An 11,969-nucleotide genomic window follows, 5' to 3' on the forward strand; every position below is an offset into this window, starting at 1 on the left:
ACGGCCAACAGGGAGTAAACCGGCACCATGGCAACCATCCACGTGGACGGCCAGAGCTACGAAGTGGACGGGGCAGACAACCTGCTTCAGGCCTGCCTGTCCCTGGGCCTGGATATCCCCTATTTCTGCTGGCACCCGGCCATGGGCAGTGTCGGCGCCTGTCGCCAGTGCGCGGTACGCCAGTACAAGGACAGCGAGGACGACAGGGGTATGCTGGTGATGTCCTGTATGACGCCGGCCGCCGACGGCACCCGCATCGATATTGAAGACGAAGAGGCCCGGGCGTTTCGGGCCAGCGTTGTTGAATGGCTGATGATCAACCATCCCCACGATTGCCCGGTGTGCGAGGAAGGCGGCCACTGCCACCTCCAGGACATGACCGTGATGACCGGCCACGACCGCCGTCGTTACCGGTTCCGCAAACGCACCCGTCGCAACCAGTACCTGGGCCCTTTCATCGCCCACGAAATGAATCGCTGCATCACCTGTTACCGCTGCGTGCGTTTCTACAACGATTACGCTGGCGGGACTGACCTGGGTGCATTCGGGGCCAAGGACAACGTCTATTTTGGTCGGCATCAGGAGGGCACCCTGGAAAGCCGCTTCGCCGGCAACCTGACCGAAGTCTGCCCAACCGGTGTCTTTACCGACCAGAGTCACTCTGACCACTACACCCGCAAATGGGACCTGCAGTTCGCGCCGGGCATCTGCCACCAGTGCGCGGTGGGGTGCAACATAAGCCCGGGCGAACGCTATGGCGACATCCGGCGGATCGAGAACCGCTACCATGGCGAGGTGAACGGCTATTTCCTGTGTGATCTGGGCCGCTTTGGCTATGGCTACGTGAACCGCCAGGACCGGCCCAGGGTGCCGGAGTTCCGGTCAGCGCAGGAGCGGGAGCAGGAGCCGGAGGAACTCGGGGTGGATACGGCCCTGGCACGGATAACCGAGGCCCTGCGCCACGCTAACCGGATCATCGGCATCGGTTCGCCCCGGGCCAGCCTGGAAAGCAATCATCAGCTCCGGGAACTGGTGGGTGAGGCCAACTTTTCCACCGGCATCAATGAGAACGAGCAGGCCTGCCTCAATCTGATGGACGAACAGGGGCGAAGCTGTGGACTGCCAGCGCCCACACTGAGGGAGGTGGAGGGGCACGATGCCGTGCTCCTGCTTGGAGAGGATCCCATGGAAAGCGCCGCGCGGCTTGGCCTGTCCATTCGCCAGGCGATTACCGCGCCTCCGGCGGAGTACGCCGCCAGGCTGGGTATTCCCCGTTGGCATGCCGATGCCATGAAAACCCTGGCACAGGATCATCGTCAGCCGCTGTTTATTGTTTATCCGGCAGAAACCGAGCTGGATGCCCTTGCCCGGAGCCGTCTGGCGCTGGCCCCGGACGACATTGCCCGGCTCGGGTTTGCGGTTGCCCACGCCATCGACCCGGCCGCCCCGGACGTGCCGGACCTGGCCGAGCGGCTGCGCTCCCGGGCCAGGGAGATTGCCAGCGGACTTATGGCTGCCGACCGTCCACTGGTGGTCAGTGGCGGTGCCCTTGACTCCCCGGCCATCATCCGGGCCGCCGGCAACATTGCCCGGGCCCTGGCCCGGCGCGCCAAACGTGGCGGGCTGCTGTTTGTACGCCGGGAAGTGAACAGCACCGGCCTGGCATTACTGGGCGGCCAGCCCCTGGAGTGGGCGTTGGACCAGATGGCGGACGGAAGCGCCGATGCGGCGGTGATCCTCGAGAATGACCTCTACCAGCGACTGCCGGAAGCCCTGGTTGATAAAGCCCTGGCGAGGGTAGATACGTTGGTGGTGCTGGACCATCAGCGCACACCCACGCTGAACCGGGCAACCTTCTCACTGCCGGCAGCCAGCTTTGCCGAAGGCGATGGCACTCTGGTCAATCTGGAAGGACGGGCCCAGAGGTTCTTCCAGGTGTTCGAACCGGGCTATATGCGCCCGGAAGCCAGGATTCACGAAAGCTGGCGCTGGCTGCACGGGCTCTCGGCCAAACTGAACGGCGAGACACCGGGGGACATTACCCTGGACCAGGTAACGATGGCGTGCAGCCGCGCCTGTCCGGATCTTGAACTGATTACCGCGGCCGCCCCTGATGCCGGTTTCCGGATCGAGGGTTTGCGACTGGCCCGTGAGCCCCATCGCTACAGTGGCCGGACCTCCATGCGGGCAAACCGGAGCGTCAGTGAACCGCGGGTCCCCCAGGACCCTGACACCGCACTGGCCTTTTCCATGGAGGGTTACAGCGGGTTCCGCCATCCGCACCAGCAGGTGCCCTTTGCCTGGGCGCCGGGCTGGAATTCGCCCCAGGCGTGGAACAAGTTCACGGACGAAGTGGGCGGTCATTTGCGCGGTGGTGACCCGGGTATCCGGCTGTGGGAAACCCGACCCGGGCACTACCGCTACGAGGGCAGTATTCCGGCGGCCTTTCAGCCGTCCGGAACGGATTACCGTGCCATCGTTCTGCCGCGTCTTTTCGGTGGCGAGGAAACCTCGGCCCTGGCGGAGCCCATTCGCCAGCGGATGGAGACACCGGTGCTGTTGCTTTCGGAAACCGACGCCACTGCGCTCGGTGCCGAGCTGGGGGGACTGGTGACGGTCACGGGCGGGCAGGCCTGTGTGACGCTTCCTGCCCGTGTTCAGCAGGACTGGCCCCGGGGACTGGTGGGCTTGCCTGCCGGGTGCGCTCCGGCGGGCATCGCCTCTGGACCGGTTACCCTGACCGCTGGCCCCGGATCCACGCCTGGCACCGCCTGTGAGGTGCGGCCATGAGCTGGCTGACCCCGGAATGGCAGGCCATTCTCTGGGCCATGTTCCAGGCCCTGGTGATTCTGCTGGGCGCGGTGCTGCTGGGCGCCGCGCTGACCATTGTCGAGCGTCGTCTGCTCGGGCTATGGCAGGATCGCTACGGCCCCAACCGGGTCGGCCCGTTCGGGTTGCTCCAGCTGGTTGCGGACATGATCAAGATCTTTTTCAAGGAAGATTGGATTCCGCCGTTTGCAGACCGGCCGTTGTTCTTGCTGGCGCCTGTGATTGCCTTTGCCTCCCTGCTGCTTTCCTTCATCGTGATACCGATTACCCCTGGATGGGGCATCGCCGACCTGCACATCGGATTGCTGTTCTTCCTGGCAATGGCGGGCATCAACGTATACGCCGTGCTGCTGGGTGGCTGGGCCAGCGGCAACAAGTATGCGCTGCTGGGCGCCATGCGCTCTTCCGCCCAGACAGTCTCCTACGAGGTGTTCATGGGGCTGTCGCTGATGGGCGTGGTGGCGCTGGCCGGCTCCTTCAACATGCGCGAGATTGTCGCCGCGCAGGAGGGGTTGTGGTTCGTGGTACCCCAGTTCTTCGGCTTCTGTACCTTCCTGATCGCCGGTATTGCCGTGACCCATCGCCACCCCTTCGACCAGCCGGAGGCCGAGCAGGAACTGGCCGACGGTTACCACATTGAATACTCGGGGATGAAGTTCGGGCTGTTTTTCATTGGCGAGTACGTGGGCATGGTGCTGGTGTCCGCCCTCATCGTCACCCTGTTCTTTGGTGGCTGGCACGGCCCCTGGTTGCCGCCAATCCTATGGTTCGCGATCAAGACCGGCTTCTTCCTGTTGCTGTTCATCCTGCTGCGGGCCTCGCTGCCGCGGCCCCGCTATGACCGGGTGATGAGCTTCGGCTGGAAGGTATGCCTGCCCCTGACACTGATCAATCTGCTGGCAACCGGCGCGGTGATTTTGCTGGTTAGCCCGGAAGGCTGAGGAGGACCAGGTAATGGAGAAAGAAAAGGTCCCGTTCATAAAGTCCGTGCTCTGGCTGGTGCCGGCCACCTGGAGCCAGCTGCGCACCCTGGGCATGGTGTTCATGCACAGTTTTCGCAAGCGGGAGACGGTCAACTACCCGGATGAGGAGGTCTACCTGCCGCCCCGTTACCGGGGCCGCATCGTGCTGACCCGCGATCCGGACGGCGAAGAGCGCTGCGTAGCCTGCAACCTGTGTGCGGTGGCCTGCCCGGTGGACTGCATTTCCCTGCAGAAGGGGGAGCAGGAGGATGGTCGCTGGTACCCGGAGTTTTTCCGGATCAACTTCTCCCGCTGCATATTCTGCGGCATGTGTGAGGAGGCCTGCCCAACGTCGGCGATCCAGCTGACGCCGGACTTCGAGATGGGCGAGTACGACCGACAACAGCTTGTCTACGAGAAGGAAGACCTGCTGATCAACGGCCCGGGCAAGGATCACGATTATCACTTCTACAAGGTGGCCGGTATGGCCATCGGCGGCAAGGACAAGGGTCAGGCTCTGAACGAGGAGGAGCCTGTGGACGTGCGTTCCCTGTTGCCCTAGAGCGGGAGGTAAAGACCCATGGAGCTGGCGTTTTATCTGAGTGGCCTGGTGGCGGTACTGGCGACGGTCGGTGTGATTACCGGCAGCAACCCGGTGCATGCCGTGGTGTACCTGATTGTCTCGCTGATAGCCGTCGCCCTGGTTTTCTTTGCACTGGGTGCGCCCTTCGCTGGCGCCCTGGAAATCATCGTGTACGCCGGTGCCATCATGGTGCTGTTCGTGTTTGTGGTGATGATGCTTAACCTCCGACCGGACCAGGATGGCGAGGAAGCAGGCTGGCGCCACCCCCGGCACTGGCTAGGCCCCTCGGCACTTGCCCTGGTGCTTCTGGGTGTACTGTTCCACCTGATCACCGGGGGCGACATGGCCAGGGTCATTGATGGCGAACTGCTGACCGCACGGGCGGTGGGGCTGACCCTGTTCGGTCCCTGGCTGATGGTGGTGGAGCTGGCGGGCCTGCTCTTGCTTGGCGCGCTGGTGTCCGCTTCCCATGTGGGGCGGCGGTCGAATCCGTTACGACAGAGGAGGCGGCCCTGATGACGGGTATTCCCATGGAGCACGGCCTGATTCTGGCGGCCATTCTGTTCGTGCTGGGCCTGGTCGGCCTGATGCTGCGCCGCAACATGTTGTTTGTTCTGATGAGCCTTGAGGTGATGCTGAACGCTTCGGCACTGGCGTTCGTGGTTGGCGCCACGGCCTGGAATCAACCCGACGGCCAGGCGATGTTCCTGCTGGTAATTACCCTGGCGGCCGCCGAGGCGGCGGTAGGGCTGGCGCTGATGATCCAGCTCTTTCAGCGGGTCAGGTCCCTTAATCTCGATCTGGTAAGCAGGATGCGCGGATGATGGAGCTGGCGGTCACCCTGTCGTTTGTCATGCCCCTGGTTGGCACCCTGGTGCTCGCGTTGTCCGGCGGTCGCCTGGGGCCGCGGGCCGGCGCTGCCATCGGTGTCGGCAGTGTCGGCATCGCTGCCCTGGCGACGGCCTGGGCCATCGCGCTCTATGCGGGCGGCGATGGCGCGGTCCGTTTCACGCTCTGGACCTGGATCCAGGTGGGGGCCTTCCAGCCAACGATCGGTCTGGCGGTGGATGCCCTGGCACTGGTGATGATGGCCGTGATCACCGGCGTCGGTTTCTTCATCCATCTGTTTGCGGTCTGGTACATGGGCGGCGAGGCCGGTGTTACCCGCTTCTTTGCCTGGATGAACCTGTTCGTATTCAGCATGCTCATGCTGGTACTCGGAGACAACCTGCTGCTGCTGTTCCTCGGCTGGGAAGGGGTTGGTCTGTGCAGTTATCTGCTCATCGGCTACTACTACCGGGACAGCGCCAACGGCCGGGCGGCGTTCAAGGCCTTTGTGGTTACCCGGATCGGCGACGTGTTCCTGGCCCTGGGGCTGTTCCTGATCTTCCGGGACCTGGGCACCCTGGATATCCAGCAGGTGATGGTCCGGGCGGGCGAGGTCTGGTCAGCGGGCGACCCGACGGCGACTCTCGTAGCCCTGCTGGTGCTGGGCGGCGCCCTGGGTAAATCCGCCCAGGTGCCGCTGCATACCTGGCTGCCGGACGCCATGGCGGGGCCGACCCCGGTCTCGGCGCTGATCCATGCTGCCACCATGGTCACTGCCGGCGTTTACCTGATCGCCAGGCTCAATGGCGTGTTCCTGCTGGCGCCCGAGGTCTTGTGGCTGGTCGGGATGATCGGTGCTGTCTCGCTGCTCCTGGCCGCGTTCGCGGCCCTGGCCCAGACCGATATCAAGCGGGTGCTGGCCTACTCCACCATGAGCCAGATCGGCTACATGTTCCTGGCCCTCGGTGTGGGCGCCTTCGATGCCGCCATCTTTCACCTGGTCACCCATGCGTTTTTCAAGGCGCTGTTGTTCCTGTCCGCCGGGGCGGTGATTACCAGTTGCCACCACGAACAGGACATGGCGAATCTTGGCGGGCTGAGAAAGCGCCTGCCCGTGGCTTATGCCGGTTTCCTAGTGGGCGGTTCCGCGCTGGTGGCCTTGCCGCTGGTAACGGCCGGTTTCTACAGCAAGGATGAGATTCTCTGGCAGGCCATGGCGGCAGACCAGCAGGGGCTCCTTCTGGCGGGTCTTCTGGGCGCATTCCTGACCTGCCTGTACACGGTTCGACTGATTCTCGGCACGTTCCACGGAGACTGCGGCAGCGACAAGGCCCGGAACGTCGAACCGGGTAGCCATGTTCTGACCCACCACCTGCCTCTGGCCGTGCTGGCGGTGCTGTCCACCTTTGTGGGCGCCATGCTCTATCCCCACCTTGGCGGCCTGTTCCCGGTGGCACCCGGTGAGCGCACGGACGCGGGCCATACCCTGTTGCAGCTGCTGGCCAGTGGCACCGTGATTGCCGGTCTTGCGGTGGCGGGCTGGCTGTTCGTGAAGCGGCGCGAATGGCTACGGGAGCAGGTCCGCGGTGGCCCGGGTGCCTTCCTCTGGACTCTCTGGCACCGGGCCTGGGGGTTCGATGCGCTGTATGACCGGCTGCTGGTCCGGCCCTGGCAGTTGCTGGTGCGCATGCTGCGCCATGACCTGATCAATCTCACCATCAACCTGGTGGCAGTGCTCGCGCGTTTGCTCAACAGCGGTCTGGTGCGGGCCCAGAATGGCCGGATTCGGAGCTATGCCACGGCCATGATCCTGGGGGCAACTTTGATTCTGCTGGCGCTGGCCATCGGCCCGGGAGGTGTCGCGTGATCCTGGTGTGGCTGATCGTGATTCCGTTTCTGGGTGGTCTGCTGTGCTGGCAGGCCGATCGCTGGGGTGAGCAGGCACCGCGCTGGATTGCCCTGGGCACCATGCTGTTTGTCCTGGTGATCAGCCTCTGGCTCTGGGTAACCGGAGATTTTGCCCTGCACTCGGGGGCGGATACGCCCTGGCTGCTGGAATGGCGGGCCGACTGGATTCCCCGGTTCGGCATTGAAATCCATCTGGCGATGGACGGGCTCTCGCTCATTCTGGTCGCGCTCACAGGCTTCCTCGGCGCGCTTGCAGTGCTCTGCTCCTGGCATGAAATCGGCCACCGCATCGGCTTTTTTCACCTCAACCTGCTGTGGATCCTCGGCGGTGTGGTCGGTGTGTTCCTGGCCCTGGATCTGTTCCTGTTCTTCCTGTTCTGGGAAATGATGCTGGTGCCCATGTATTTCCTGATTGCGCTCTGGGGCCACAGCGGCTCGGCCGGCCAGACCCGCATTCGGGCCGCCACCCGGTTCTTCATCTACACGCAGGCCAGTGGTCTGCTGATGCTGGTGGCGATTCTGGCGCTGGTGTTTATCCATTTTGGCAACACGGGCGAGCTGTCCTTCAGCTATGAGGTTCTGCTCGATACCCAGGTGCCGGAGGCCATCGCCCCCTGGCTGATGCTGGGCTTTTTCGTGGCCTTTGCGGTGAAACTGCCGGTGGTGCCCTTCCACGGCTGGCTGCCCGATGCCCATGCCCAGGCGCCGACGGCGGGCAGTGTGGATCTGGCGGGTATCCTGCTGAAAACGGCCGCCTACGGCATGCTGCGCTTTGCACTGCCATTGTTCCCGGAAGAGTCCGCCGCCTTCGCACCCGTGGCGATGGTGCTCGGGCTGGTGGGCATCGTTTACGGCGCCGTGCTGGCCTGTGGCCAGCAGGACATCAAGCGGCTGATTGCATACACCAGCATCTCCCACATGGGCTTTGTCCTGATCGCGATCTATTCCGGTTCGGAGCTGGCCATCCAGGGCGCGGTGGTGCTGATGGTGGCGCACGCCTTTTCCTCCGCTGGCCTGTTCATTCTCAGCGGCCAGCTGTATGAACGCATCCATACCCGTGACATGCGCATCATGGGCGGGCTCTGGGGTCGGATACCGACGTTGCCGGGGTTCACGCTGTGTTTTGTCGCTGCGTCCCTGGGGATGCCGGCCACGGCCAACTTCGTTGGCGAGTTCATGATTCTGTTCGGCACCTTCCCGAGTGCGCCGGTGGTGGTGGTTATTGCCAGCACGGGGCTGGTCATGGCCGCGATTTATTCGCTGATCCTGATGCAGCGGGTCCATTTCGGCCCGGCTTATCGTGACGGCGCGCTCGCCGGCCCGGACTGGCGGGAATATGGCATGATGCTGGCCCTGCTGGCGCTGGTGCTGGTTGTCGGTCTCTACCCGCAGCCGCTGCTGGATACCACGGCCAGCATGTCCGGCAGGGTGGTCGAACTGTTTGCCAGTGGTGCCCAGAATCTGGCGGAAACGGCCGGGGAGGTGCGCTGATGATGACCCTGGCGGATTTGTACACACTGCTGCCGCTGATCGTCGTGGGCTCCACGGCGGTGGTCGCCATGCTGGTTATTGCCTGGCGGCGCCACCATGCGGGTACAGCCCTGATCGCCGGAGCGGGCCTGGTGCTCGCACTGCTGTTGCTGCCGGTGGCATCTACGGGTTCCCCTCCACTCATGCAAGTGGATGGGCTGGCTCAAATGGCGTCGACACTGGTTCTGCTGTCAGCGCTGGTTACCGTGATCCTGAGCCATCACTACCTGACCGGTTATATCGGCCCCCGGGAAGAGTTCTACCTGCTGCTACTGTGCGCTACCGCAGGCGCACTGGGGCTGGTGGCCAGTGACCATCTGGCCATGCTGTTCATCAGTCTGGAGCTATTGTCGATGCCCCTGTACGGCATGCTTGCCTACAGCTTCAGGGCCGAGCGCTCCCTGGAAGCGGGCATCAAATATTTGCTGTTGTCAGCCGCCGCCACTGCCTTCCTGCTGTTTGGCATGGCGCTGATCTATGCCCGCACCGGCCACCTGGACCTGACGGGAATCGCAGTCGCTCTGGCTGAATCTCCGGACGCCTGGATGCTCGCAGGTGCCGCACTGATGATCGTGGGGCTTGGTTTCAAACTGTCGGTGGTGCCGTTTCATCTGTGGACGCCGGATGTCTATCAGGGTGGCCCGGCGCCGGCGACGATCTACCTGGCGACGGTCAGCAAACTGGCAGTGTTCGTGGTGTTGTTGCGGCTGGTGCTGGCGGCGCCGGTTTTCCAGGCCGACTGGCTGCAGACGTTGGTCACGGTGCTGGCGCTGTTAACCATGTTGGGCGGTAATCTGCTGGCCCTGTTCCAGGCAAACCTCAAGCGGCTGCTGGGTTACTCGTCCATTGCCCACTTCGGCTATCTGCTGGTGGCCATTGCCGTTGGTAACGCGCTGGCCATCGAGACCACCGGAGTATACCTGGTGACCTATCTGGTGACGACGCTGGCGGCGTTCGGCGTGGTGACTCTTGTCTCCAGCCCGTTCGGCGGCGAGGACGCCGATGGGTTGCCGCTCTATCGCGGCCTGTTCTGGCGGCGTCCCTATCTGGCGGCAGTGATGACGGTCAGCTTTCTGTCGCTGGCCGGGATTCCCCTGACCGCCGGGTTCATCGGCAAGTTCTATGTGATTGCCCTGGGTGTTGCCGACAGTCGCTGGTGGCTGGTTGGCGGTGTTGTCGCCGGCAGTGCCATTGGTCTGTATTACTACCTGCGGGTGATGGTAACCCTGTATCTGCCCGAACCGGGGATGCGGCGCCGGGATGTCACCAATGACTGGGGCAGCCGCCTTGGCGGCATAACCCTGGTCACCCTGGCGGTCGTTATTCTGGTATTGGGCATCTACCCCGCCCCGATGATCGACTGGGTGCAGGAGCTGAGCGTCAGTGCAGCTTCAGTCTCGGGTGCATGGCGCGGCTGATCCGGTCCATCAGCCAGATGATGCCGGTGCGGAACATGCCGTGCAGTGCCACCTGATGCATCCGGTAGAGAGACAGATAGAACATGCGGGCCACCTTGCCCTCGATGTACATGCTGCGACCGGACAGGTTGCCCATCAGATTGCCGACGGTGGTGTAGCGGCTGAAATTGATCAGCGACCCGTGGTCGTTGTAGACGAAGGGCACGGCCTCGCCATTTTCCAGGCGGTTGCAAAGGGTCTTGAACAGGGTGTCTGCCTGCTGATGCGCGGCCTGGGCCCGGGGTGGAACCGGCCGGTCGGAATCCGGCTGCGGGCAGGCGGCGCAGTCGCCAAAGGCAAAGATGTCCGCATCCTGGGTGGTTTGCAGGGTCTGTTCCACCACCAGCTGATTACTCCGGTTGACCTCCAGACCCTCAAGCTTGGCCAGGAACGCAGGGGCCTTGATACCCGCTGCCCAGATGGTCATCTCCGAGGGTAGTTCGGTGCCGTCTTTCATCACGACGGTATTCTGACGCACTTCACTGACCGGCTGGCCGGTCATTACTTTCACCCGTTGGTGTTCCAGTTCCCTCGTGGCCGCCGCGGACAGCCGGCCGGGCAACGCAGGAAGAATGCGGTCGGCCGCCTCGATCACGGTAATCGAAACGTCCGAGGGCTGGAGATGGTTCATGCCGTAAACCGGCAACTCGCGGGACGCCAGGCGCAGTTCCGCCGCCAACTCCACGCCGGTGGCACCGGCCCCGATAATACTGATATTGAGGGTGTGTTCAGCCCCCTGAAAAGCCTCGTGATTCTTGCGCAGAAAGGCATTGAGCATCAGGTTGTGGAAGCGCCGGGCCTGCTTGAGGCTGTCCAGGAACAGGCAGTTGTCCTGGGCGCCGGGGGTGCCGAAATCGTTGGCGGTGCTGCCCACGGCAATCACCAGGGTGTCGTACTGGATGTGGCGCTCGGGGACCACTTCCGTGCCATCGACATCGTGAAACGGGGCAATGACCACGTGTTTGTTGTGGCGGTCCAGGCCACTCATGCGGCCCAGCTGGAATTCGTAATGGTGTTTGCGGGCGTGAGCGCGGTAGTTGATCTCATTCGCGCTGGCATCCAGGGAGCCGGAGGCCACTTCGTGCAGCAGGGGTTTCCAGACGTGGGTCAGGCCGGCATCCACCAGCGTGATTCTGGCTTTTCGTTTTTTACCCAGTTTGTTGCCGAGGCTGGTAACCAGTTCGAGACCGCCGGCGCCTCCGCCGACCACAACAATGTGATGAAGGTTTTCCATGACAATCAGACCTGTAAGTGAAGAGAGCCAAACACTCTTCAGGCAAGAATGCTTGGCTGTCCTCACTGGGAGCCAGACGTGCAGCCAGAATTCGGTCAGGAAACAGGGCAGGTTCTGAACCGGGCGCCAATGTTAACGTGGCGGGGCCTGTGGGTACAATTCTACGGAAGTGCTGCTTCCTTTAGCCCCGGCATCAGCCACCCCGGGGGTGGCACGTTCGCCGGTCCCCGGGACGGAGGTTCAATGCTGGGTGCGGTATCCGTCCAGAATGGCGGCCATATCGTCACCCAGGGCCTTCATGGCTTGCGGGTCCAGGTGGCGTTCACCCATGGATCTCAGGCCCATGATCTGCGCCTGAAGGAGCCGGGCAAGCCGCCGGCTGTCTGCGGACTGTACCAGCTCGCCTTTCATCTTTGCCTGCTCGACCAGGCCGGCAATGGATTCCTCAATCGCGGCAAGAATGCTGTTGGCCTGGTCAGCCAGAGCCGGGTGGGTATTGCTGGATTCCAGCAGCGTTTTCACGATCATACAGGCTCTGGAGGGCGCTGCGTTTTCATCGCCGCAACTGCAGGCGATGCCGCGCAGATAGTCCTGAAGACCGTCAACAATTGAATCAAAACCCTTGAGGTGAGCGGCCA

General features: G+C 63.2%; 10 protein-coding genes. 8 read left to right on the plus strand and 2 right to left on the minus strand.

Features of this window, described 5'->3' with window-relative positions; translation table 11 throughout:
* The first annotated feature begins 27 nt into the window (after positions 1 to 27).
* Genes nuoG through nuoN form a run of 8 tightly spaced genes read left to right on the plus strand, consistent with a single transcriptional unit; the run spans position 28 to position 10,058 of the window.
* Positions 28 to 2,790 (plus strand): NADH-quinone oxidoreductase subunit NuoG, encoded by a 2,763-nt coding sequence (gene nuoG / locus QZ534_RS15780; protein ID WP_296935759.1) that lies wholly within the window; start codon positions 28 to 30, stop codon positions 2,788 to 2,790.
* Positions 2,787 to 3,770, plus strand: coding sequence for an NADH-quinone oxidoreductase subunit NuoH (nuoH, locus tag QZ534_RS15785; protein WP_296935760.1), 984 nt, complete (start codon positions 2,787 to 2,789; stop codon positions 3,768 to 3,770). Before nuoG ends, nuoH begins: the two co-directional genes overlap by 4 nt.
* Before the next feature lie 13 nt (positions 3,771 to 3,783).
* Positions 3,784 to 4,353, plus strand: coding sequence for an NADH-quinone oxidoreductase subunit NuoI (gene nuoI, locus QZ534_RS15790; protein ID WP_296935761.1), 570 nt, complete (start codon positions 3,784 to 3,786; stop codon positions 4,351 to 4,353).
* Positions 4,354 to 4,371: 18 nt separating this feature from the next.
* Entirely contained in the window at positions 4,372 to 4,890 is a 519-nt protein-coding gene (gene nuoJ, locus QZ534_RS15795) for an NADH-quinone oxidoreductase subunit J (protein ID WP_296935763.1), read from the plus strand.
* The gene (gene nuoK, locus QZ534_RS15800) at positions 4,890 to 5,198 is read left to right on the plus strand and encodes an NADH-quinone oxidoreductase subunit NuoK (RefSeq protein ID WP_296935765.1); all 309 of its coding nucleotides are present in this window, start codon (positions 4,890 to 4,892) and stop codon (positions 5,196 to 5,198) included. The genes nuoJ and nuoK overlap by 1 nt, the downstream gene beginning before the upstream one ends.
* Complete coding sequence (gene nuoL / locus QZ534_RS15805; protein WP_296935777.1) at positions 5,198 to 7,069, plus strand: NADH-quinone oxidoreductase subunit L; 1,872 nt, start codon at positions 5,198 to 5,200, stop codon at positions 7,067 to 7,069. Before nuoK ends, nuoL begins: the two co-directional genes overlap by 1 nt.
* A complete protein-coding gene (gene nuoM / locus QZ534_RS15810) occupies positions 7,066 to 8,601 on the plus strand; it encodes an NADH-quinone oxidoreductase subunit M (protein ID WP_296935767.1) in 1,536 nt (511 codons plus the stop codon). The genes nuoL and nuoM overlap by 4 nt, the downstream gene beginning before the upstream one ends.
* Positions 8,601 to 10,058, plus strand: a complete 1,458-nt coding sequence (gene nuoN / locus QZ534_RS15815; RefSeq protein ID WP_296935768.1) for an NADH-quinone oxidoreductase subunit NuoN — start codon at positions 8,601 to 8,603, stop codon at positions 10,056 to 10,058. The genes nuoM and nuoN overlap by 1 nt, the downstream gene beginning before the upstream one ends.
* Here the strand turns inward: nuoN and QZ534_RS15820 are convergent.
* The gene (locus QZ534_RS15820; protein WP_296935770.1) at positions 10,021 to 11,331 is read right to left on the minus strand and encodes an NAD(P)/FAD-dependent oxidoreductase; all 1,311 of its coding nucleotides are present in this window, start codon (positions 11,329 to 11,331) and stop codon (positions 10,021 to 10,023) included. The two genes, nuoN and QZ534_RS15820, sit on opposite strands and share 38 nt — an antisense overlap.
* 240 nt (positions 11,332 to 11,571) lie before the next feature.
* Positions 11,572 to 11,969, minus strand: a 398-nt coding sequence (locus QZ534_RS15825; protein WP_296935772.1) for a TetR/AcrR family transcriptional regulator, incomplete at its 5' end; no start/stop codon positions are given.

Origin of the sequence: uncultured Marinobacter sp. (genome assembly GCF_913055835.1) — a bacterium.
In the GTDB taxonomy this organism is placed as follows: Bacteria; Pseudomonadota; Gammaproteobacteria; order Pseudomonadales; family Oleiphilaceae; genus Marinobacter.